Raw genomic sequence first — 22,101 nt, forward strand, 5'->3', positions numbered from 1 at the left:
CCGTGCCGGGACAGCTTTCTGCCGTTCAGCGCAGGGATGCGCGGGCGGAGAAGGCGATGCTGGCCAGGAGGAATCCGCCGTTGACGACGGTGAACGCGGCCACCACCCAGAACGTCAGCGTGGGTACGAAGGTGAGGACCAGGCCGGCTACGAAGATCACCGCACCGTAGTCGCGGACCAGCTTCGCCAGGCGTACCGGGAGGCTGGTCGAGGTGACCATGCTGGCGGCGTTCGGGCCGGCCTGCATCACCGAGGTCACCAGGTTGACCATCCAGGTGCCGGCGAAGGCCGCCACCAGCCAGACCGGCGTCGACGGGCGCTGTGCCACCGCCACCGTCCCCAGCGCGGTGACCAGGGCGATCTGGGCCGCCACGTCGCAGAGCACGTCCACCCGGGCGCCGGCCGCGCTGCCCTGCCCGGTCACCCGGGCGAGCTGACCGTCGGCACAGTCCAGGGCGTACGCCACCTGCCAGCCGACCAGCGCGACCAGCCCGACCACCCAGGCCGGCACGGACCCGGCGGCGACCCGGTCGGCGAGCGCCACCACGGTCACCGAGGCGGCCAGCCCGAGCACCAGGTTCATGATGGTCAACGCGGTGGGGCGCAGGCCCAGCCGCTGGGCGACCAGCGCGAACACCGCCCCCAGCCATTGGCTGATCGACTCGCTGAACAGCCCGCCGCCCCGGTTGACCCGGTGGAAGTCGGCGACGGTGGGACGGGACGATTCAGTCAAGGTGGTCGCGGAGTGCACCGGCGTAGTCTGCCAGCCGCCTCCGCGTCTCGGTAGGCGACATCGTCAGGTGTTCGAGGATGGTGTACCGGTCCGGCCGGGTGCGGGGGGCGTACTGCACGGCCTCGACGAACTGCTCGTCGGTCAGCCCGATCCCGGCCGGGTCCACGGCCAGACCGTGTCGGCGCAGGCAGCCGGCGAGTTGGGCGAAGCGTTCCGGTTCGTCGCGCAGGAAGGTGCAGAACAGGGCACCGAGCCCGACCTGCTCACCGTGCGAGGCGGTGCCCGGGTAGAGCCGGTCGATGGCGTGCGAGATCTCGTGGTCGCCGCCGCTGGCCGGGCGGGTCGACCCGGCCACCGAACTGGCGATGCCGCCCAGGATCAGCGCCTCGGCGAGGGTGGTGAGGAAGCCGTCGTCGGTGATCGTCCCGGGGTGGTTGACCAGCGCCTCCGCCCCGGTCCGGGCCAGGGTCACGGCCAGCCCGTCGATCGGCTCGTCGCGTACCTGGTGGGCCAGTTCCCAGTCGGCGCAGGCGCTCAGGTTGCTCACCGCGTCTCCGATGCCGGCCTGGGTCTGCCGGTCCGGCCCGTTCTCCACGAAGTCCAGGTCGACAATGACCGCGATCGGCATGTGCACGCCGTACGAGCCCTTGCCGCCCTCGTGGTCCAGGGAGGCGGTCGGCGAGGCGATGCCGTCGTTGGCGAGGCTGGTCGCCACGGTCACCATCGGAATGCCGTACCGGGTGGCGGCGTACTTGGCGGTGTCGATGGTCTTGCCGCCGCCGATGCCGACCACCGCGTCGTAGGAGCGGCGGCGGAGCTGGTCGCCCAGTTCGTTCGCCGAGTCGATGGAACCGCCGGCGACCATGAACACGTCGGCAGAGCCCAGGTTGGGTTGGCACAGGTTGGCGATCTTCTCGCCCTGACCCGGTCCGACCACCACCGCCACGTCACCCCCGGCGGAGATCCGCCGGTCGGCCAGGAGCGGGCCCAGGTCGGCCACCGCGCCGCGTCGGACCTCGATCACCAGCGGCGTGTTGACGGTCCGGGCTAGTAATGGCACGCGATCTCCCGCGCCCGGGCCAGGTCGTCGTGGTTGTCGACCTCCACCCAGGCGACGTCGCCGATCGAAGCGGCCCGGACCTCGCCCCCACGGTCGGCGAACTCCTGGTAGCCGTCCTCGTAGTAGAGGTTCGGGTCGCGCCGCCAGGTCGTTTCCAGGGCGTCGGCGAGCGCGTCGGCCACCGCCGGCTCGATCAGCGTCGCGCCGATGTACTCCCCGTACGCCTCGGCCGGGTCCATCAGCTTGGTGATCCGGGTGAGCTGGCCGGCGGAGTCGAAGGTGGCCTTCATCTCCTCGGCGGCGAGCTTCTTGACCGTGTCGACGGCGAGCAGGATGCCCGGACCACGCTCGGCGAGCAGGGTCCGCTCCACGCTCACCGGGTGCACGGTGTCCCCATTCACCAACAGGACGCCCCGGGCGAAGTGCTCCCGGGCCAGCCAGAGCGAGTACGCGTTGTTCCACTCCTCGGCCTTGTCGTTGTGCACGAGGGTGATCGTGACGCCGTACTTCTCCTCTAGGGCCCGCTGCCGGGTGACGACCGCGTCGGCGGCGTAGCCGACCACGATCACGATCTCGGTCAGCCCCACCTCGGCGAGGTTGCGCAGCGCGATGTCGAGGATGGTCGTCTCCCCGTCCACCGGCACCAGCGCCTTCGGCAGCGTGTCGGTGTACGGACGCAGCCGACGTCCCGCCCCGGCCGCGAGCACCATCCCGATCATCGGTGACATCCTCCCTCGTACGACGTGGCGTCCCCCGCTGGAGGATAGTCGCGCCCCTCGGGTGGTAGCAGGGGTCCCCTGTTACCGCTTTTTGCCGAACAGGGGACCCCTGCAACCATCCAAGCCCGCCGCGCGGCAACCATCCAAGCCCGCCGCGCGGCAACCATCCAAGCCCGCCGCGCGGCAACCGCCCAAGCGCGCCGCGCCGTACTGCCTCAGCCGGGCAGGGCGGCCAGGTCGGCGAGCATGGCGAGCCGCTCGTCGGGGGACAGGACGGTGTACGGGCCGGCCGCCCGGCGGTCGGTCTCCTGTTCGATGGCCAGCCGCTCCGGTCCGTCCGGCAGGGTGCTCACGCTCGCCGCGGTGTGCCCCGCCGCGGTCCACGCCGCCGCGTGCGCGTCGGCCCGGTGGTAGCGCAGCGTGCCCAGCCGGTTGAGCAGCAGCACACCCGGCGGGGTGCCGTCCGGCTCGTACGGCGGGGCCATCGCGCGGAACGCTTCGCTCGGCGCGGTGTCGTCGTTCTCCTCGACCACCACCAGTGCGTACGCCAGCAGCCGGCCGAGCGTCTCCACCAGTCGGAGCACCCGGTCGTCGTGCCCGGCCCACAGCTCCCCGGTGACCTCTCCGTGCAGCCGGTGGATCTCGGCGAGGAAGGCGGCCCCTCGGTCGGTCGCCGCGCAGGAGCCGTCGGCCCGCCGGTGGATCATGCCGTGCGCCACCTGTTTGTCCAGGGCGCGCTGGCACTGGGCCGGGTCCCGGTACCGGGTCACCGCGGTGAACCCGGCGGCGGTGACCGTCCCGCCGGGCGCGGCGAGCCGGGTGCGGAACTCCACCAGGAAACCGGTGGCGGCCGGCCCGCCGTACCGCTGGCTCAGCTCGGTGCCGCCACCCTCGCGGCCGGCGAGCATGCCGGCGACGAAGACCCGGTCCATCGCCGGGGCGACCAGCCCCGCGAACCGGTGCGGCGGGAGCTCGACTCCGTCGGTCACAGACCGATCGAACGTACGGCGGCGAACGCGTTCTCCGCCATCCGCCGGATCAGCCCGTCGTTGACGTCGCGGTGCTCGTCCAGCACCGCCACCTCCTGCTCCGTGATCCAGCGGAACTCGGTGTGCTTGCCGGCCTCGAGCTGGGGACGGTCGAGGTCGCCGTCGACCCGTACGAGGAAGTCGGTCTCCACCCGCTCGATCCCGTCGTCGCCGGTGTAGCGGTACTCGCCGACGAGCCCGAGCACCTGCGAGACGGTCCAGCCGGTCTCCTCGAGGACCTCGCGACGCAGCGCGTCCTCGATTTCCTCACCCGGCTCCAGATGACCACCCACGATGTCCCAGGTGTCGGGGAAAAGCCGTCGTTCCGGGGACCGGCGCTGGATGAAGAGGCGGCCCGCGTCGTCGATGATGAGGGCGCCTGCGCAGCGTAGGGGCTCGGTGGACACGCCTTGACCCTAGCGAGGGATCGGCGTTCCGGCGATGCCCGACTTCTCGTCCCGGCATCGGGTGTGGACCGCGGATCGACGGGTAGAGATTGAGTGTGGATGCGGGACCGGTACCCGCGCCGCCAGGAGGTACGCGATGCGCAGCGCACGGGAACTCGTCGAGTCGCAGTACACCATGCTCCGACAGCGGGATCTCGCCCGCCTGCCGGAGCTGTACGCCGCTGACGCCCACTACTCGATGCCGGGGTTGACGGCCCGGCCGAGCGAGGTGCCCGCGCTCCTGCGGGCCTGGTCGGCGGCCTTCCCCGACCTGCGCACCGAGCTGACCGGGCTGGTCGAGACTGCCGGCGGGGTGGTGGTCGAGCAGCGGATGACGGGTACGCACACCGGTGCGTTGCACACCCCGATCGGTGCGGTCGCCCCGACCGGCCGGGCGGTGAGCTGGGACGTGGTCGACGTGGTCCGGGCCCGACACGGTCTGATCGCCTCCTGGCACTCCTACCTGGACCGGGGACTGCTCCTGGCCGACCTGGGCTGGCGGCCCGAACCGGTGGCCGACACCCCGCTCGCCGCCTGACCGCCGGAACGTGGGTTCGGATCACCCGTCCCGGTGGCTCAGGATGCGGACATCGTCGTGCCGTCGACGATCGGCAGCCGGCCGCCCGTACGCTCAGTAGCCATGACCGCCGAGCAGCTGATCTCCTTCGCCCGTGGCGCTCCCTCGCTGGACATCGTCGATGTCGAGGGGCTCAAGGCCGCCGCCGTCCGCGCCTTCGACGCCGACCCCGCCGGGGTGACGGCGTACGGCACCTCCGTCGGTTACCCGCCCCTGCGGAACTGGATCGCCGAGAAGCACGGGGTGGCGGCGGACCAGGTCCTGATCACCAACGGGTCGCTCCAGGCCGACGCGTTCCTCTTCGACCACCTGGTACGCCCCGGCGACGCCGTCGTGGTGGAGCGGCCGACGTACGACCGGACGCTGCTGAACCTCCAGCGTCAGGGCAGCGAACTGCACGCGATCACCATCCAGCCGGACGGCCTGGATACCGCCGAGCTGCGCAAGCTGCTGGAGTCCGGGGTACGTCCCCGGCTGGCCCACGTGATCCCGAACTACCAGAACCCGGCCGGTGTGACGCTCTCCCTGGAGAAGCGGCGTGAGCTGCTCGATCTGGCGGTCGAGTACGACTTCACGATCTTCGAGGACGACCCGTACGCCGACATCCGGTTCCGGGGCGAGCCGCTGCCGTCGATGCTCTCGCTGGACAAGCACGGCGTGGTGGTGCACGCCTCGAGCTTCACCAAGACGGTCTGCCCCGGGGTGCGGGTCGGCTACCTGATCGGGCCGGCCGACCTGATCGGCGACATCGCGAAGAAGGCGACGAACCTCTACATCTCGCCCGGCATGGTCTCCGAGGCGATCGTGCACCAGTTCTGCGTCTCCGGCGACATCAAGCGGTCGATCGAGACGGTCAGCACCGCGCTCGGGGAGCGGGCCGGGGTGCTCGCCGAGTCGCTGCGCCGGCACATCCCGGAGGCCCGCTTCGTCGAGCCGGACGGTGGCTACTTCCTCTGGGTGGAGCTGCCGGAGGACGTCGAGGTGGACCGGCTCGCCCCGGCGGCGGCCGACCGTGGTGTCGCCGTGGTGAAGGGGAGCGACTTCGTGCTGGGCGGCGGTCGGCACGCGCTTCGGCTGGCCTTCTCCGCAGTCACCGCGGACCGGATCGACGAGGGCGTGCGCCGGTTGGCGGAGGCCATGGCCTCCGTCCGAGGGTGACGATCGCCATCTGTGCCAGACCTACTGTCAGATATCCGACAGTAGGTCATTGTCGGCCGGCTCGGGGCTCCCCTCGGGCCGGCCCACGGCCCACAATGCTGCGAGCGCCTTTCACGTCGAACGGCCCTGGTGAGGGCCGCTGCCGGCCCTGCCGGACCCGACGGGACGGGCGTCCTGAGCATCAACCCCCGCCCCCATGGGCGTCGGGTGGGCCGTGTCGCACCTCACCCCCTTCGACGCGGCTCGGCCCGCCCGACGCCTTCCCGATACCGCACGTAACCGGCCTGCCGATGCCCCCGATACCGCACGTGGCCGGCCCGCCCGCGCCCCCTGAGCACTCGTACCCAGCCTGGCGCAGGCCGGCGGCGTACCCTGCAAGCCGCAGCAGCCGTGGGTGGGAGGGGGCACCGTCATGTCTGACCGGATCGATCGGGCCCGGAACACACCGCTCGGCGCCGGCCGGGTCCTCCGGCCCCGATCGTGGACAGCGCCGGTCCGGGCGATGAGCCGCATCCTGAACACCGAGGACAGTCCCCGCCCGCCCAGTGAGACCGGCCCGGCCCGCAGCGCTGTGGTCGACTGCGCCCTCTACGTCGAGGGCGTCCGGCAGCCCGGCGACTGGAACTACGCCGACGCGCTCGCGGCGGCCCGCCGGCAGCCGCACGCCTTCGTCTGGCTGGGACTGCACGAGCCGGGCCTGCGGGAGATGAGCGGCATCGCGACCACGTACGGGCTGCACGAACTCGCCGTCGAGGACGCGGTCAAGGCCCAGCAGCGGCCCAAGCTGGAGCTTTTCGGCGAGGTCAGCTTCCTGGTGCTGCGTACCGCGCGGTACTGCGAGCACACCGAGCTGACCGAGACCTCCGAGGTGGTCGAGACCGGTCAGGTGATGCTCTTCATCGGCCCCGACTTCGTGATCAGCGTCCGGCACGGGGACGCCTGCCGGCTCGCTCCCGTCCGCGCCGACCTGGAGAACACCCGCGACCTGCTGGTGCACGGACCCTGGGCGGTGGCGTACGCGGTCACCGACCGGGTGGTGGACCTCTACCTGGAGGTCGCCGACCAGATCGAGGACGACCTGGACGCGCTGGAGGCCGAGGTCTTCGACCGGCAGAGCCACGGCCGGATTCAGTCGATCTACCAGATGAAGCGGGAATTGGTGGAGTTCAAGCGGGCGGTGGTGCCGTTGCAGCGTCCGCTGCTGACGCTCACCGCGCAGGTCAACCGGGAGGTGCCGAAGGAGATCCGGCGCTACTTCCGGGACGTGCAGGACCACCTCAGCCGTACCGTCGAGCAGGTCAACTCCTACGACGACCTGCTGAACTCGATCCTCCAAGCGCGGCTGGCCCAGGTGACCGTCGACCAGAACAACGACATGCGCAAGATCGCGGCCTGGGCCGCCATCGCCGCCGTGTGGACCGCGATCGCCGGGGTCTACGGCATGAACTTCGAGAACATGCCCGAGCTGAAATGGACGTACGGCTATCCGGGGGTGTTCGCGCTGATGCTCACCGCCTCGGTCGCTCTGTACCGCTGGTTCCGCCGCAACGGCTGGCTCTGACCGCCCCTGCGCCCCGGGCGACGGCGACGGCAGTCCTCGCGGGAGACGGGAGCGCCGGCGGTGCGGGGTCGTCCCCCGCCTCGCCGGCGCCTCCTCCCGACGGACGCGCCGTGGCGCCGCCGTCCGCGCGGCGTCAGTGACGACCGCCGCTGGGGCTGGTGGTGCCCCCATCGCCCGGCTGACGTCGTCGGCCGGACGACCGGAGACGTCCCGGGCGCCCTCGGCCACCGACGGCACCCTGTCGGTCGGGGTGACCGGCTTCGCGGCCGGGGTACCGCCGGCACCGGACACCGCCGAGCTGCCAGCCCCGGTCATCCCGCCGCTCGACGTCCGGCCGTTGGCCGTGGTCGAACCGTTGGCCGTAGCCGTACGCACCTCGAAGGTCTCCACCTCGTCGCGCATCGGCTCCAGGTTGCCGCTCGGGTCGTACTCGGCCCACTCCTGCCGGTCCCGGCGGCGCCGCATCGCCATCGCGCCGGCCAACCCGGCCACCGCCCCCGCCGCGAGTAAACCGGTCATTATCCCGCCGCGCCGACGGGCCTTCTTCTTCTGCTTGGCCATCCGCATGTTCTTCGCCTTCGCCTTCCGGGCCATGGTGCCGGCCTGTGCCGCACCGCCACGGGCGGCCACGGCCAGCGGGGCGAGAGTGGCGACCGTCGAGCCCCAGCCGCGGGCGGCGGAGTCACGGACCAGCACCACGCGTGGTGCCACCGCAGCCCGGGCCGTCTGTACGCGAGGGCCGACGGACTGGCCGACGCCCCGGGACGCGTACGTGGCCGCCTGCATCAGGTGACCGACGCCCCGGTCGAGCTCGGCCCTGGCCAGCTGTCCCTGGGACTTGCGTCGCCCGATTCCAAACACGGTCCCACCTCCTGGGAGTTGTTCCTTCGTCATCCTCCACCTTCGGATGCCTCCGCACTGCCAGATCGGGCACATGGGAGGATCCGCATGGAAGTGACCGACAAGTGAGGAGTACCCGTGGCCGAGGCTGTCTACGCCACCTTGCACACCAACCATGGCCCGATCCGGCTGGAGCTCTTCTCCAACCACGCCCCGAAGACCGTCCGCAACTTCGTGGAGCTGGCCGAGGGCACCCAGGAGTACACCGACCCGCGCACCGGCCAGCCGGGCAGCGGGCCGTACTACGACGGCACCATCTCGCACCGGGTGATCAGCGGCTTCATGATCCAGATGGGCGACCCGACCGGCACCGGTCGCGGCGGTCCGGGCTACAAGTTCGCCGACGAGTTCCACCCGGACCTGCGCTTCGACCGGCCGTACCTGCTGGCGATGGCGAACGCCGGCCCCGGCACCAACGGCTCGCAGTTCTTCATCACCGTGGGCCCGACGCCGCACCTGACCAACCGGCACACCATCTTCGGCCAGGTGGCGGACGAGGACTCGGCGAAGGTCGTCGACTCGATCGCCAACACGCCGACCGGCCCGAGCGACCGTCCTCTCTCCGACGTCGTGATCGAGCGGGTCCAGATCGAGCGTTCCCCGGCCTGACCCCCCGTACGGGGTACCTTTGCTCGCATGACTGAGCGCCGGAGGCGCACGGACGCTCGGACGACTGAGCGCGGCAGGTGCGCGGACGAAAGGGCGAGACCGTGAGCGAGTCCCCGCCGACCATCCCCGCCTGCTACCGGCACCCCGGTCGGGAGACCTACATCCGGTGCACCCGCTGTGACCGTCCGATCTGCCCGGAGTGCATGCGGGACGCCTCCGTGGGCCACCAGTGCCCGGAGTGCGTGAACGAGGGCCGACGTTCGGTACGACCGGCGCGCACCGCCTTCGGTGGCGGTGCCGCCGGTCGCCAGGGTTACGTGACCAAGGCCCTGATCGGGCTGAACCTGGTCATGATGCTGCTCTCCATCGCCTCCGACCGGGGCGGTGACTCGGCCGGCGGCTCCGGCTTCGGCGGGCTGTTGGGCGGCAGCACCCCGCTGACCGAGTGGGGGCGGTGCTCGGCCGGGCGCTCTTCGCGGACGGGGCCGTCCACGGGGTCGCCGAGGGCGAGTGGTATCGCTTCCTCACCGCGATGTTCCTGCACTACGGCGTGGTGCACCTGCTGCTGAACATGTGGGCACTGTGGGTGCTCGGCCGGTCGCTGGAGGCCGTCCTCGGGCCGCTGCGCTTCCTGGCGCTCTACCTGATCGCCGGCTTCGGCGGCAACGTCGCGGCGTACCTGTTCAGTGCGCCCAACGCCGCCACGGCCGGCGCCTCCACCGCCATCTTCGGTCTTTTCGCCGCGCTCTTCGTGATCATGCGTCGGCTTGGACGGGACACCTCGGCCGTGGTGCCCATCCTGGTGATCAACCTGGTCTTCACCTTCGCGGTGCCCGGCATTTCCATCGCCGGCCACCTGGGCGGCCTGGTCGCCGGGGCGCTGATGGCCCTGGTCCTGGCCTACGCCCCGCGCATGCGTCGCTCGACCTTCCAGGTCGCCGGTGGCGCGGTCATCCTGGTGGCGCTGCTCGCCCTCGTCATCCTCCGTACCGCCACCCTGCTCGGCTGACCCGTCCCGTAGCCGGGCCGCTCCGCTGACCTGCCTGCCAGGTCAGCGGGCCCTGCTCCCTCGCCGGGTCACCGCCCGGGGCGGTGCCACCGGCCCGTACCCCTTCCCGCAGGCGCTGGGGCATGCTGGACGGATGCACCCTGAGTCGACCACCCGGCAGTGGCGGGTACCGGTGACGCTGCCGCTGGTCAAACTGGCCGGGGCGGCGTTCCTGGTGGCGCTCGGCCTGCTCTTCGCCGAGGGCGATCCGGTGCGGGTGGCCCTCGCCGGGCTCGGCGCGGCCGCGTTGGCCCTCTGGGCGGCACGTGACCTGTTGGCCCCGGTACGGCTCGCAGTGGACCCGGCCGGGCTGACCGTGGTGACCGGCTTCGCCGGTCGCCGCAGGCTCGACTGGTCGGTGGTGGAGTCCATCTCGGTGGACGACCGTCCCCGCTTCGGCCTGCGTAACCAGTTCCTGGAGATCGATACCGGCGAGTCGCTCCACCTGCTCAGCCGGCACGACCTCGGAGCCGACCCCGCCGAGGTGGCCAGGCTCCTGCAACCCCTCCTCCCACCGTTCCCCGCGGCTGGTCGATCAAGAGATTCAGGTCAGGATCCGACTCCCCGATGACGCAAACCTCTTGATCAACGCGGGCCGGCCGGCGGGGCAGCGGCGCGGGCAGACCGACGGGGGCGGCAGCGCGGGCGGGCCGGCGGAGGCGGGCAGGGGCGCGGGTGGGGCAGGGGCGGACGGGGTCGGGGTGGGGGACGTAGGATCGAGGCATCTCAGGTTACCGGGGAGTAGATATGAGTGACGCGGTTATCGTCGGCGCGGTGCGGACCCCTGTCGGCCGACGTAAGGGCAGCCTGGCCGGCGTCCACCCGGTCGACCTCTCGGCCCACGTGCTGCGGGCCCTCGCCGAGCGGACCGGCATCGACCCGGCCCATGTCGACGACGTGGTCTGGGGCTGCGTCTCCCAGGTCGGCGACCAGTCCTGGAACATCGCCCGCAACGCCGTCCTCGCTGCCGGCTGGCCCGAGTCGGTGCCCGGCACCACCCTCGACCGGCAGTGCGGGTCGAGCCAGCAGGCGCTGCACTTCGCCGCCGCCACCGTCATCTCCGGCCAGGCCGACCTGGTCGTCGCCGGCGGAGTCGAGTCGATGACCCGGGTGCCGATGGGCTCCAGCGCGGCCGGGGGCATGCCCGTCAGCGACCAGGTCCGCGAGCGCTACCGGGGGGTCGAGGGATTCGCCGACGACGAGCCCCTCCCGTTCAACCAGGGCGTCGGCGCCGAGTTGATCGCCGCACGGTGGCGCTTCTCCCGTACGCAGCTCGACGAGTTCGCGTTGGCCAGCCACGAGAAGGCCGCTGCCGCCCAGGACGCCGGGGCGTTCGACGCGGAACTGGCCCCGGTGGCGCTCGCCGACGGTGGCAAGTTCACCGCCGACGAGGGCATCCGACGGGACACCACGCTGGAGAAGCTCGGCGAGCTGAAGACCCCGTTCCGTGCCGACGGCGTGGTGACCGCTGGGTCCGCCTCGCAGATCTCCGACGGCGCGGCGGCGCTCGCCGTCACCACCTCCGAGTGGGCCAGCCGGCACGGCCTGCGCCCGCTGGCCCGCGTGCACACCGCTGTCGTCGCCGCGGACGACCCGGTCACCATGCTCACCGCCCCCATACCGGCCACCGCGAAGGCGCTGCGCCGCGCGGGGCTGGGCATCGAGGAGATCGGGGTGTACGAGGTGAACGAGGCGTTCGCCCCGGTGCCCCTGGCCTGGCTGGCGGAGACCGAGGCCGACCCGGAGCGGCTGAACCCGCGCGGCGGGGCGATCGCTCTCGGGCACCCGCTCGGCGGGTCCGGTGCCCGGATCATGACCACGATGCTCCAGCACATGCGGGACAACGGCATCCGTTACGGCCTCCAGACCATGTGCGAGGGCGGCGGCATGGCCAACGCCACCATCGTCGAGTTGCTGTAGAGAGGCAGCCGAGTCGCGGTAGGCGAGACGTCGGCCCAGGTGGCGGGCCCGGTGTCGGACAGCCGGTGCGCCGGCGGGCTCCGTGGAATTTCCGGAGCCGCCGGTGCGTCGTTGGGCAGGGCATGGACGTCTTCGACCGAACGTTCCTACCCGCCGCCGCCGAGACCGGGCTCGCCGTACAGACAATCAGCCGGCACATGCCGGTCTTCCGCCGTTGCGTCCGGGCCGACGACCCGACGATCCTGGTCACCCGCTGCACCCGCCCGGACCGCCCGGTCTCCGGGGAGCACCTGCTCCTGATGACCTACCAGCGGCTGGTGGTCACCCGGCAGAGCCCACTGTTGCACCGGCTCCACCTGCACCTGAACACCGAACTGCGATACCTGAGCAACGTCACCTGGAATCCCGACCCCCGCCTTCAGCGGGTGGAGCTGGCCGTCACCGTGATCGACGGGGTGCGGGAACGCTTCCTGATCCGGACGGAGTCGCCGAAGCAGGTATGGCAGGTCGACACCCTGATCGACCACGCCTTCCGGTCCCGATTGCGGCTGCCCCGAGCGGTCACCGACACCGGTAGACCCGTCAGCCCCCTCCGGCGTTCCACCGGAAGGAGCTGACCCCCGGGTCCGGCTCTGCCACCGGTCGGTGAGTCCTTACCGAACCCAAACACGGACCTGCCGTGTTCCACACCGGCCAGTCAGGAATCATGACCCGGTGAGCGTAGACGGAGCGCACCATCGTGGACTCGTCCTCGTGGTCGAGGACGAACCGGCCATCGCCGACCTGGTCCGGCTCTACCTGGCCCGCGACGGGTTCGGTGTCCACGTCGAACGGGACGGCCCGACCGGGCTGGCCGCCGCCCGCCGGCTCCGGCCGGTCGCCTGCGTGCTGGACATCGCGTTGCCCGGCATGGCCGGCACCGAGGTCTGCCGTCGGCTGCGGGAGGCCGGCGACTGGACCCCGGTCATCTTCCTCACCGCCCGCGACGACGAGGTGGACCGGATTCTCGGCCTCGAGCTGGGGGCCGACGACTACGTGACCAAACCGTTCAGCCCGCGCGAGCTGGTCGCCCGGGTACGGGCGGTACTGCGCCGGGCGGCCGGGGTCCCGGACGGGGCGGACCGGCCCCGCCGGGTCGGCACGGTCACCCTCGACCCGGCCCGGCGCACGGTCACCGTCTCCGGTGCGCCGGTCCAGCTCACCTCGACCGAGTTCGACCTGCTCGCCCATCTGATGGCCCGCCCCGGCCGGGTCTTCACCCGCGAGGAACTGCTCGCCGGGGTCTGGGGTTACGCGGCGCACGCCGGCACCCGGACGGTCGACGTGCACGTGGCGCAGGTACGGGCCAAGCTCGGCGCCGCCAGCGTGATCCGTACCCACCGGGGCGTCGGGTACGCCGCCGATGGCTGACCAATCCGCCGACCAGCCGAACCCGGCCGTCGGTGTCCCGCCGTCCGGGGCGGCGCGACTTGAGCAGCCGACAATGGCGTTGCCGCTGGTGGGGACGCGGCCGGTCACACCCGTACGGTCCCGTTTCGGCCGTACGCTGACCGCCCGCGCGGTGCTGGTGACCTGCGCGGTGGCGTTGGTCTCGGTGCTCGGCACGACGGTCGTGGCGGTGCCGCTGGCGATCCGCACAGCCGAGCGGCAGGCACAGGACGCGTTGGCCGCCCAGGCCCGGCTCACTGCCGAGATGCTCCGGGTCCGGCTGAACCGGGGACGCCCCGCCGACGAGGACCGCCTGCTCCGGCTGCTGCGCAACCAGGACATCGAGGCGTACCTGGTGGAGGGCGGGACGGTCGACCGGCCGGGCCTGCCGCCGCAGGTGGTCGAGCGAATCGCCACCGGTCGCAACGTCTCCGGTCGACGGTTGGTGGACGGCCGGCCGGTGCTGGTCGAGGGGCGCGCCCTGCCCGGCGGGAACGGTGTGGTGCTGACCCGGCCCCGGACCACCGGGCTCTGGCGGCAGGTGGTCCCGAGCATCTGGCTGCCGCTGCTCGCCGGGCTCGCCGCCGGGGTGGCTGCCGGATCGCTGCTCGCCCGGCGGCTGGCCCGGCCGATCCGGCAGGCGGCCACCGCCGCCACCCGGCTCAGCGCCGGGGACCGGGCGGTCCGGGTGCCGGTCGAACCGCCGAACGAGGTCGCCGAGCTGGCATCCGCGCTGAACGGGCTGGCCGCCGCGCTCGCCACCAGCGAAGGCCGACAGCGGGAGTTCCTGCTGTCCGTCTCGCACGAGCTGCGCACGCCGCTGACCGCCGTCCGGGGGTACGCCGAGGCACTCGCCGACGGCGTCCTCGGCCCGGCCGAGGCGGCCCAGACCGGGCGGACCGTGCTCGCCGAGGCCGAACATCTCGACCGGCTGGTCAGTGACCTGCTCGCGCTGGCCCGCCTGGAGGCCGCCGACTTCGCCCTCGACCCGGTACCGGTCGACCTCGCCGAACTCGTCACCGCGGCGGCCCGTACCTGGTCGGGCCGGTGCGCGGCGGCGGGGCTGGAGTTCCGCGCCGAGGTGCCGGAGCAGCCGGTGCCCGCGTACACCGACCCGGGCCGGATCCGACAGGTGGTCGACGGGCTGCTGGAGAACGCGCTGCGGGTCGTACCGCCGGGGGCGCCGGTGGTGCTCGCGGTCCGGCCGGCCGGACCGGGCCCGGCGGCCGGCGGGATCGTGGAGGTCCGGGACGGCGGGCCCGGCTTCACCGACGACGACCTGGCGGTGGCGTTCGAGCGCGGGGCCCTGCACCAGCGTTACCGGGGTATCCGGAAGGTCGGCAGCGGGCTGGGGCTGGCGCTCGCCGCCGGGCTGGTCCGGCGACTCGGCGGGACGATCACCCCCGGGCACGCCCCGGAGGGCGGGGCGGTCTTCACCGTCCTGCTGCCGCCGGATCCTTACCGGACCCGAACATCGGCCTGACGGTCCGCTCGCCGGGCCGGGGGACGCTGGGCTTCCACGAACGAGTCGGCCCGGGAGATGCTGAGCTCCCACGAACGAGTCGGCCCGGGGAGCCTGGGCTCCCACGAACGAGAGGAAGGTCGATGCCACGCTGGGGAATCACCACCGCCACGCTGCTGACGGCGGCCGCGCTCGGGCTGACCGGTTGCGGCCCGACCGACGCCCGGACCGCCGACGGCGGGACGGCGGGCGGCACGGTCACCGACACGATCGACGTGATCGCCGGACTCGGCCCCGAGGGGCAGGCGCTCGCCGCGCTGGGCCTGGATACCGATGACCTGGACGTCGACGTCGAGCCGATGGCCGCACCCGCCCCGTCCCCGTCGGCCGCGCCCGAGGGTTCCACCGCCCCGGAGCGGGCCGGGGACCGGCCACGCCGCGAACGGGCCGAGCAGTGGCGGAAGAAGCGGCCTGCCCGGGTGCTGCTGCGCAAGGGCACCCTGCACGGCGAGGCGGTCGTGCGGACCAAGGACGGCGGTACGAAGACCGTGCTCGTCCAGCGTGGCGAGGTCACCGCGATCGACGGCGACTCGATGACCGTGAAGTCCACCGACGGCTTCACCATGACCTGGCGGTTCGGCGACGACCTGCGGGTGGTGGAGCGGCGCAGCACGGTGCAGCCGGAGCAGGTGAAGGTCGGCAGCAAGGTCGGCGTCGCCGGGACGAAGGACGGCGACGCGGGCGTTGCCCGCCTGGTCGTCGTACCCCGGGCGAAGTGATCACGGTTCTCCCGCCCGGCACGGTCTCCCGCCGGCGGGCGGGAGACCGGCGAACCGGTGTCGGGCCTGCTTGACCAGCCTGTCAATGCGGGATGGAGCGTGTCGGCGGCGACCGCCGCCGCGCTGACCTGTCAGGCTAGGCTAGGCCCGACACACCGTCGCCACCGTGGAGAATCCCGTGAAGCTTTCGATCCTCATGCCGGTATACAACGAGGAGGAACGCATCGCGGACGCCGTCAAGCAGGCGTTGGCGGTCGAGTACCCGTGCGACATCGAACTCCTCGTCGTCGATGACGGCAGCCGGGACGGGACGGCGGAGATCCTCGGTCGGGTGGACGACGCGCGGCTGCGAACGATCACCCACCCGCGCAACCTGGGCAAGGGCGCGGCGATCCGGACGGCGGTGGCCCGCGCCGAGGGCGACTACCTGGTCATCCTCGACGCGGACCTGGAGTACGACCCGCAGGACATCCCGAAACTGCTCGCCCCGGTGCTCGAGGGCCGCGCCACGGTGGTCTACGGCAATCGCACCTTCGGCAGCCACAGCGCCTACAGCTTCTGGTACGTGATGGGCAACAAGGGCGTTACCACGCTGGCGAACGTGCTGTTCAACTCCTACATCGGCGACCTGGAGACCTGCTTCAAGCTGATGCCGGTCGACCTCTACCGCTCGCTCGACGTACGGTCCCGGGGGTTCGGCATGGAGGCCGAGGTGACCGGCAAGCTGCTGCGCCGCCGGATCCGTCCGTACGAGGTGCCGATCAGCTACCGGGCCCGGGGCCGCGAGGAGGGCAAGAAGATCACCTGGCGGGACGGGGTGGAGGCGCTCTGGATCCTCGGCCGGGAGCGGACCCGCCGCCGCCCCCAGCCCTGACCGTACCGACCTGGTTCCGCCTTCCCGTTTCCCACCGCCTCGGGCGTCAGCCCAGGAACGCCTCGATCGACCGGCGCAGCCCGGCCGCGTCCAGTCCGTGCCAGCGGCTGTGGTCGGCCGCCGTCCCGTAGCGGCGCAGGTCACGCCGGCCGATACCCAGGGCCAGCAACCGGTGCGGCCGGTCCGCGAGCGCCTCGCCGACCACCCGGCTCGACGTGCCGGCCAGGTACGGCTCCACCAGGATCACCTCGGTGCCGGCGAGCGTCCGCAATCCGGCGGTGTCGAAGGGGCGCGGCCGGTGCGTGTACGCCACCGTCACGTCCAGCCCGGCCACCGCCGCCAGGCTCTCGTCCAGCATCGGCCCGACCGCCACCAGCAGGGGTGCGCCCGGCCCGGCGTCCCGGACCACCTGTAGCGCGCCGTCCCCGCCGTACGGCCGGCGGTTCGCCATGGTCGACAGCCGCAGGTAGAACGCTCCGTCGCCGGCCACCGCCGCGCGCAGCAGGGATGGCACCTCGTCGGGGTGCCCCGGCACGTGCACCGTCCAGCCGTGCAGGGTGTCGATCAGCGCCACGTCCGCCGGGGAGAGGTGGGTGCGCCCGGCCTCCGGCCGGTCGTAGGAGGCCCCGACGCTGACCAGCACCGCGGTCACGTCCTGGTGGTCGAGGTCCAGCTTGATCTGCTCGTACGCCCGCTCGACCAGGAACGGGGCGTAGGTGTGCACCACCGGACGGAGCCCGGCCAGCGCCAGTCCACCGGCCACCCCGACCATCAACTGCTCCCGGATGCCCACGTTGATCACCCGGTCGGGGTGCCGGCGCGCCGCCTCGCGGAAGCTCTCCGCCGAGATGTCGGCGAGCACCACGGCGGTCCGTGGATCGTCGGCCAGCAACTCGTACGCGGTGTCGACGAAGCTGTCCCGCATCACGGTCTCCGCCTCGGCCACTGCTGCCACGTCCTACTCCTTCTCGTCGATGACCGCGACGACGACGTGCGGCCGGTGGTGGTCGTGCCCGGTCAGGGCGGCGTACAGGGCGTCGTGGTCCCGGCCGTCGACGGTGGTCGCCTGCCAGCCGTTGACGGTGAACCGGGCGGCGATCCCGCCGGGCCAGCCGTGCGTGGCGGACCGGTTGTCCACCACGATCGCGGTCAGCCCGGCCAGCCCCGTCGCCCCCGCGTACGCGATCGCCTCGTGGTTGGCGCCCTCGTCGAGTTCGGCGTCGCCGAGCAGCACGTACACCCTCGGGGTGAGCAGGCCCTGCGCGCGCAGGCCGAGCGCAGTGCCCACGCCCAGGCCGAGCCCGTGGCCGAGCGACCCGGACCCGATCTCGACACCCGGTACCAGGACCCGGTCCGGGTGGCCGCCGAGGCGGCTTCCCGGACCGTAGGCGTCGTCCAGCCAGTCCGGCGGGACGAACCCCTTAGCGGCCAGCACCGCGTAGTAGCCGGCGACAGCGTGCCCCTTGGAGAGGAGGAAGCGGTCCCGGTCCGGGTCGTCCAGCCGCTCCGGGGAGATTTGTAGGATCCGGTCGTAGAGCACCCAGAGGACATCGATGGTGGAGTACGTCTTCGGGCCGAGGTCGCCCTCCTGCGCGGCGGCGATCCGGCGCAGCAGCGGCGCGACCGGGCCCGGGACGACGGGGGCACTGGCGACGGTGACGGTCATGCCGCTAGCCTGCAACCTAAAGCTCACTTCAACTCAAGGGTGACGTGATGCAGGAGTCCCTCACCATCGGCCAGCTCTCCGCCCGGAGCGGGGTGGCCGCCTCAGCCCTGCGCTACTACGAGCGGCTCGGCCTCATCCACGCCGAACGCACCGGCGGCAACCAGCGCCGCTACCCCCGTGCCGAACTTCGCCGGGTGGCGTTCATCCGGATCGCCCAGCAGGTCGGCGTCTCCCTCGACGAGATCCGCGAGGCACTGGACTCGCTGCCCGACGGGCGTACCCCGAGCGCGCAGGACTGGGCCCGGATCTCCGCCACCTGGCGCAACCGGCTGGACGAGAAGATCCGACTGATCAGCAAGCTGCGGGACGACCTCACCGGCTGCATCGGCTGCGGCTGCCTGTCGTTGCAGCGCTGCACTCTGAACAACCCGTCGGACCGGCTGGCCGGCGAGGGGTCGGGCGCACGTCTGCTGCTGCCCCGCCCCTGAGGCGCTTGCTTGCGGTGGGTTGCCGAGGTGCTTGCTTGCGGTGGTTGCAGGGGACCCTTGCTCGGCAGAAAGCGGTAATAGGGGACCCCTGCTACCACCTGGCAACGCTGACCGGTCAGCCGGTGACCAGCAGCACCTTGCCCAGGTGGTCGCTGGACTCCACCAGCCGGTGTGCCCCGGCCGCGTCGGACATCGACATCCGCCGGTCCACCACCGGTCGGATCCGGCCCGACTCCACCAGCGGCCAGACCTGCTCCCGTACGCCCCGGACGATCGCCGCCTTCTCCGCGACCGGCCGGGAACGCAGCGCCGTCGCGGTCACCGAGGCCCGCTTGGCCAGCAGCATGCCCAGGTCGAGTTCGGCCTTCCGCCCGCCCTGCATACCGATCACCGCCAGCCGGCCGCCGGTCGCCAGCGCCGTTACATTCCGCCCGAGGTAGGCCGCGCCCATGATGTCGAGGATGACGTCCGCGCCCCGGCCGTCGGTGATCCGACGCACCTCCTCGACGAAGTCCTGCTCCCGGTAGTCGATGGTGTGCGCCGCCCCCAGCTCGCGCAGCCGCCCGTGCTTGGCGGCGCGGGCGGTCACCACCACCGTCGCGCCGAGCGCCGCACCGAGCTGGATGGCGAAGGTACCGATGCCACTGCCGCCGCCGTGCACCAGCAGCGTCTCGCCGGCCGCCAGCCGGGCGAGCTGGACGACGTTCGACCAGACCGTGCAGGCCACCTCGGGCAGCGCCGCGGCGTCGACCGGGTCGACGCCGGCCGGCACCGGCAGGAGCTGCCCGGCCGGTACGGCGACCCGCTCGGCGTACCCGCCGCCGGCCAGCAGCGCACAGACCTCCTGGCCCACCCGCCAGTCGGTCACGTCCGGAGCGGTCGCGGCGACCACCCCGGAGCACTCCAGACCCGGGTACGCCGACGCGTCCGGCGGCGGTGGGTAGTGCCCCTGCCGTTGCAGCAGGTCCGCCCGGTTCACCGCGCTGGCCCGTACCTCGACGACCACCTCGCCGGGGCCGGGCTCCGGGTCGGGCACCTCGGTCCAGCGCAGGGCATCGGGTCCACCGGGCTCCGGGATCGTGATCGCACGCATGATCCTGTCTTACCCGATCCGCCCCTCGGCCCACGCCCCGGTCAGGATCTCCGTAACCGTCTGCTCCGGTGTCTGCTCGGAGGTGTCCAGCCAGAGCCCGATGCGAGGCGTGTCAGCCCGGAACTCGGCGTCCAGGTCGGCGACCGGCCAGTCGCCGTACCCCTTCTTGGGCCGATCCCGCTCGCGGGCGGCGACCACCTCTGGACAGGGCACGAGCACCACGACGGCCAGCGGCCGATGCCGGATCCGCTCGACCATGGCCGCCAGGTCCGCACCGAGGATCACGTCCTGGCAGACCACGGTGAACCCGGCGGCGGCGTACCGGTCGGCGGTCGACGCGGCGAGGTCGTAGCGGAGCCGGAGCTGCCGCCACGCCTCGTCGGACGGGGTGGCGGTCATCTCCGCCCGCCCGCTGACCACCATCCGGCGGAAGACGTCCCCGCGCAGGTGCACCGCGCGCGGCAGCCGACGGGCCAGCAGCTCGGCCACTGTGGACTTACCGGCCGCCATGATTCCGGTGATCAGCACCACCGACGGGGTGTCCCACACGCCGTGATGATCCCACGTCGACCCGGGACGCCGACTCGCGGCGACGGCCGGTCATGGCAAACTAGGCAGGGACGCGTACCTCTCGGGGGCGCGCCGGGAGGGTTCGCCTAGTGGCCGATGGCGCTGGTCTTGAAAACCGGTAAGGCAGCGATGTCTTCGTGGGTTCGAATCCCACACCCTCCGCTTCCTGAACAGCAGGAACGCCCCCTAACCAGCGCGAACGCCAGTCAGGGGGCGTTTCACGGTTCGCGAACCGGTCTCACTTCGTCCCGCTGGTAGCCGTCGCGTCTCACTGGTCGTGTCGTATCCGTGTCGGCGCTACTCGGCTTCCTCGGTGCCCAACGCCCCCTCGATGCGCTTCCGGGCTGCCTCATCCTGTCCGTCGATGCACGAGGCGTAGACCTTCAACAGCACGTGCACGCTGTGCCCGGCCCACTGCGCTACCTGCGTCGCCGGTACGCCAGCGTTGAGCCAGAGCGACACAGCGGCGTGCCGCAGGTCGTACGGCCGGTGCGCCAGCGGTGACCGCTGCTGCGCGGGTGTCAGCGCTGCCTCGCGCGCTTGCCGCCAGGCGCGCAGGTAGGTGCTCTTCGACACCGGGGCCACCCTGGCACCAGCGGCATTGAACATCCGGCCGTTGGCGTTCCGGCAGTGCTCCCGTAGGTGGTGCCGCAGGATGCGAACCAACTCGGGGCAGGCCGGTACGTCGCGGGTCGCCTTCTTTGCTCGGTGCTTCAGTTCGCGGTCTTCGAGCGACGTGCCGCCATCGCTCCAATCCTCGCCAACCTGCTGCGTCGATCCGCTGAGGTGAAGCCACCCCCATCCCTCTTCGGGTAGGTCGCATTCGTCGGCCCGTAGGTGGATCACCTCGGAAGGGCGCAGGGCGGCGAAGTACATGCAGGCGAAGAACCCTTCCAAGCGCGGGTCCCGCTCCCGAACCGCTGCGAGCAGTGACCGGGCCTGCTCGGGATTAACCACCACCTTCCGGTCGACCTGGTCGGTGTTCTTCGGTGCTCGCCACTGAATGAAGTCCATCGGGTGTGCGTCGAGATAGCGCAGTTCGACGGCGTATTTCAACGCGCTGTAGAAGACTGCACGCTTTCTTGCCACCGTGTTAGCGGCGGCCGGACCACCGTCAATCCTGGTGGTCAGCAGGTCGAGCGCCTTCCGGATGGTCGCCGGATTTGCTACGTCCGTCAGTGGCAGCGTGTTCGCGGCGAGCCACCGCACAGCCGGCGCAAGCTCGCTCGGCGGTACGCCCTTGTCCCGGTCTCGCTGCTGCTTGTTGAAGACCCAGGTGTAGAGAGCGTGGCGTATCTCCGCTTCGTCGGGTACCCCACGCGACGTGGCGAGCAGTGCGGGCGTGACGGTGGTGAGCGCGTCGGCAATGCTCTTGCGCTGAGTCGCGGCGGCACGTGGCCACTTCATGTCCACGAACGCCACGGCCAGGTCGTACCAACTCCGGCTGTTCAGTTCCCGGGCCATCGGTTCGGGCAGCCCGGTCTTTTCGTCGAACGCCGTACCTTCCCGCTGCGCCACGACCAGTTTTGACCGGAAGCTTTCCGCGAGTGCCCGGGTTGCGAACGTGTTCCGGAAGGGCTTGTCAGCGACCTTCCACCGGACCGTGTATGACTTCTTCTTGCCGGACAGTTCGTTGGTCAGGATCGCGTGAATCCGGACGCTGTAACTGCTCAAGCGGCCTCCTCGTGATCGTTCAGCCAGGTGTCGAGGTCGCGGCGGCGGACGTACAGGCTGCCGTTCGGGTACTTGATGGTTCGGGGTGCGCGGCCGGTGGCCTTCCAGCGGAAGAAGGTCGACCGGGGTACACGGAGTTCGTCCAGGACTTCGGCGAGGGTGAGAAGGTTGCCGGTGGGGGTGGTGCGCTTCGGGCGGGTGGTCACGGGCGGCTGTCCTTCCTCCGGGCGGCGGTCGGGTAGTGGCGAGGGGGCGGGGGTAGCCGTCCCAGCCGTCCCAGCCGTCCCTATGCAGGTCAGGGCCGGGAC

At 71.9% G+C, this 22,101-nt stretch carries 23 protein-coding genes, 1 tRNA gene and 2 pseudogenes; 14 read left to right on the top strand and 12 right to left on the bottom strand.

The genetic code is table 11. The annotated features are described in order from the left end of the window. Window positions 1-25: 25 nt before the first annotated feature. From GA0074692_RS25750 to GA0074692_RS25770, 5 genes are all read right to left on the bottom strand, one after another. Window positions 26-751, bottom strand: a complete 726-nt coding sequence (locus GA0074692_RS25750; protein WP_091648467.1) for a CDP-alcohol phosphatidyltransferase family protein — start codon at window positions 749-751, stop codon at window positions 26-28. Continuing rightward, window positions 726-1,793, bottom strand: a complete 1,068-nt coding sequence (locus GA0074692_RS25755) for an iron-containing alcohol dehydrogenase family protein (protein ID WP_091648469.1) — start codon at window positions 1,791-1,793, stop codon at window positions 726-728. Before GA0074692_RS25755 ends, GA0074692_RS25750 begins: the two co-directional genes overlap by 26 nt. Beyond that, the gene (locus tag GA0074692_RS25760) at window positions 1,781-2,512 is read right to left on the bottom strand and encodes a phosphocholine cytidylyltransferase family protein (protein WP_091648471.1); all 732 of its coding nucleotides are present in this window, start codon (window positions 2,510-2,512) and stop codon (window positions 1,781-1,783) included. The genes GA0074692_RS25755 and GA0074692_RS25760 overlap by 13 nt, the downstream gene beginning before the upstream one ends. Before the next feature lie 215 nt (window positions 2,513-2,727). Next, window positions 2,728-3,501, bottom strand: a complete 774-nt coding sequence (locus tag GA0074692_RS25765) for a hypothetical protein (RefSeq protein ID WP_091648473.1) — start codon at window positions 3,499-3,501, stop codon at window positions 2,728-2,730. Beyond that, on the bottom strand, window positions 3,498-3,947 hold the full coding sequence (locus GA0074692_RS25770; protein WP_091648475.1) for an NUDIX hydrolase: 450 nt from the start codon (window positions 3,945-3,947) through the stop codon (window positions 3,498-3,500). Before GA0074692_RS25770 ends, GA0074692_RS25765 begins: the two co-directional genes overlap by 4 nt. A 136-nt stretch (window positions 3,948-4,083) precedes the next feature. On the opposite strand from GA0074692_RS25770, the gene GA0074692_RS25775 reads away from it, so the two are divergent. The 3 genes from GA0074692_RS25775 to GA0074692_RS25785 all read left to right on the top strand — a co-directional run bounded on the left by GA0074692_RS25775 (window position 4,084) and on the right by GA0074692_RS25785 (window position 7,282). Continuing rightward, the gene (locus tag GA0074692_RS25775) at window positions 4,084-4,524 is read left to right on the top strand and encodes an ester cyclase (protein WP_091648477.1); all 441 of its coding nucleotides are present in this window, start codon (window positions 4,084-4,086) and stop codon (window positions 4,522-4,524) included. Between the two features lie 102 nt (window positions 4,525-4,626). Next, a complete protein-coding gene (locus GA0074692_RS25780; protein ID WP_091648479.1) occupies window positions 4,627-5,721 on the top strand; it encodes an aminotransferase-like domain-containing protein in 1,095 nt (364 codons plus the stop codon). A 412-nt stretch (window positions 5,722-6,133) separates the two neighbouring features. After that, window positions 6,134-7,282, top strand: a complete 1,149-nt coding sequence (locus tag GA0074692_RS25785) for a magnesium and cobalt transport protein CorA (protein ID WP_091648481.1) — start codon at window positions 6,134-6,136, stop codon at window positions 7,280-7,282. 168 nt (window positions 7,283-7,450) lie between these two features. On the opposite strand, the pseudogene GA0074692_RS36190 reads toward GA0074692_RS25785, so the two are convergent. Beyond that, window positions 7,451-8,176, bottom strand: a pseudogene (locus GA0074692_RS36190) (hypothetical protein); the annotation flags it as partial. 84 nt (window positions 8,177-8,260) lie between these two features. On the opposite strand from GA0074692_RS36190, the gene GA0074692_RS25795 reads away from it, so the two are divergent. The 9 genes and pseudogenes from GA0074692_RS25795 (at window position 8,261) to GA0074692_RS25835 (ending at window position 16,302) form a co-directional block, all read left to right on the top strand. Next, window positions 8,261-8,791 (top strand): peptidylprolyl isomerase, encoded by a 531-nt coding sequence (locus GA0074692_RS25795; protein WP_091648483.1) that lies wholly within the window; start codon window positions 8,261-8,263, stop codon window positions 8,789-8,791. A 101-nt stretch (window positions 8,792-8,892) separates the two neighbouring features. Then, window positions 8,893-9,800, top strand: a pseudogene (locus GA0074692_RS25800) (rhomboid family intramembrane serine protease). A gap of 133 nt (window positions 9,801-9,933) precedes the next feature. Further along, window positions 9,934-10,410, top strand: coding sequence for a PH domain-containing protein (locus GA0074692_RS25805; protein WP_091648486.1), 477 nt, complete (start codon window positions 9,934-9,936; stop codon window positions 10,408-10,410). Window positions 10,411-10,586: 176 nt separating this feature from the next. Further along, complete coding sequence (locus GA0074692_RS25810) at window positions 10,587-11,759, top strand: thiolase family protein (RefSeq protein ID WP_091648488.1); 1,173 nt, start codon at window positions 10,587-10,589, stop codon at window positions 11,757-11,759. 122 nt (window positions 11,760-11,881) lie between these two features. Further along, window positions 11,882-12,376 carry a hypothetical protein gene (locus GA0074692_RS25815; protein WP_091648489.1) on the top strand — a complete coding sequence of 165 codons (495 nt, stop codon included), beginning with the start codon at window positions 11,882-11,884 and terminating at the stop codon, window positions 12,374-12,376. A gap of 97 nt (window positions 12,377-12,473) precedes the next feature. Next, window positions 12,474-13,169: a response regulator transcription factor gene (locus GA0074692_RS25820; protein WP_091648491.1), complete on the top strand. Its 696-nt coding sequence runs from the start codon at window positions 12,474-12,476 to the stop codon at window positions 13,167-13,169. Between the two features lie 73 nt (window positions 13,170-13,242). Next, window positions 13,243-14,670 carry a sensor histidine kinase gene (locus tag GA0074692_RS25825; protein WP_091648492.1) on the top strand — a complete coding sequence of 476 codons (1,428 nt, stop codon included), beginning with the start codon at window positions 13,243-13,245 and terminating at the stop codon, window positions 14,668-14,670. A 122-nt stretch (window positions 14,671-14,792) separates the two neighbouring features. Beyond that, window positions 14,793-15,428, top strand: a complete 636-nt coding sequence (locus tag GA0074692_RS25830; protein WP_091648494.1) for a hypothetical protein — start codon at window positions 14,793-14,795, stop codon at window positions 15,426-15,428. Between the two features lie 178 nt (window positions 15,429-15,606). Beyond that, window positions 15,607-16,302, top strand: coding sequence for a glycosyltransferase family 2 protein (locus tag GA0074692_RS25835; RefSeq protein ID WP_091648496.1), 696 nt, complete (start codon window positions 15,607-15,609; stop codon window positions 16,300-16,302). A 46-nt stretch (window positions 16,303-16,348) separates the two neighbouring features. Here GA0074692_RS25835 and GA0074692_RS25840 read toward each other — a convergent pair whose 3' ends face one another. Both GA0074692_RS25840 and GA0074692_RS25845 read right to left on the bottom strand, forming a co-directional pair. After that, window positions 16,349-17,227: a transketolase family protein gene (locus tag GA0074692_RS25840; RefSeq protein ID WP_091654083.1), complete on the bottom strand. Its 879-nt coding sequence runs from the start codon at window positions 17,225-17,227 to the stop codon at window positions 16,349-16,351. Window positions 17,228-17,260: 33 nt separating this feature from the next. Continuing rightward, entirely contained in the window at window positions 17,261-17,968 is a 708-nt protein-coding gene (locus tag GA0074692_RS25845; protein WP_091648498.1) for a transketolase, read from the bottom strand. A gap of 47 nt (window positions 17,969-18,015) precedes the next feature. Between GA0074692_RS25845 and soxR the strand changes: the two genes are divergently transcribed. Further along, window positions 18,016-18,456, top strand: coding sequence for a redox-sensitive transcriptional activator SoxR (gene soxR, locus GA0074692_RS25850; protein ID WP_091648501.1), 441 nt, complete (start codon window positions 18,016-18,018; stop codon window positions 18,454-18,456). A 115-nt stretch (window positions 18,457-18,571) separates the two neighbouring features. On the opposite strand, the gene GA0074692_RS25855 is transcribed toward soxR, so the two are convergent. Both GA0074692_RS25855 and GA0074692_RS25860 read right to left on the bottom strand, forming a co-directional pair. Next, a complete protein-coding gene (locus GA0074692_RS25855) occupies window positions 18,572-19,549 on the bottom strand; it encodes an NAD(P)H-quinone oxidoreductase (RefSeq protein WP_091648503.1) in 978 nt (325 codons plus the stop codon). A 9-nt stretch (window positions 19,550-19,558) separates the two neighbouring features. After that, a complete protein-coding gene (locus tag GA0074692_RS25860; RefSeq protein ID WP_245730458.1) occupies window positions 19,559-20,098 on the bottom strand; it encodes an AAA family ATPase in 540 nt (179 codons plus the stop codon). Between the two features lie 96 nt (window positions 20,099-20,194). On the opposite strand from GA0074692_RS25860, the gene GA0074692_RS25865 reads away from it, so the two are divergent. After that, window positions 20,195-20,281, top strand: a tRNA-Ser gene (locus GA0074692_RS25865). 135 nt (window positions 20,282-20,416) lie between these two features. Here GA0074692_RS25865 and GA0074692_RS36745 read toward each other — a convergent pair. Then, window positions 20,417-21,793: a tyrosine-type recombinase/integrase gene (locus GA0074692_RS36745; RefSeq protein WP_091648504.1), complete on the bottom strand. Its 1,377-nt coding sequence runs from the start codon at window positions 21,791-21,793 to the stop codon at window positions 20,417-20,419. Beyond that, window positions 21,790-21,999 carry a helix-turn-helix transcriptional regulator gene (locus GA0074692_RS25875; RefSeq protein ID WP_091654088.1) on the bottom strand — a complete coding sequence of 70 codons (210 nt, stop codon included), beginning with the start codon at window positions 21,997-21,999 and terminating at the stop codon, window positions 21,790-21,792. The genes GA0074692_RS36745 and GA0074692_RS25875 overlap by 4 nt, the downstream gene beginning before the upstream one ends. Between the last annotated feature and the right edge of the window lie 102 nt (window positions 22,000-22,101).

It is taken from the genome of Micromonospora pallida (assembly GCF_900090325.1).
In the GTDB taxonomy this organism is placed as follows: Bacteria; Actinomycetota; Actinomycetes; order Mycobacteriales; family Micromonosporaceae; genus Micromonospora; species Micromonospora pallida.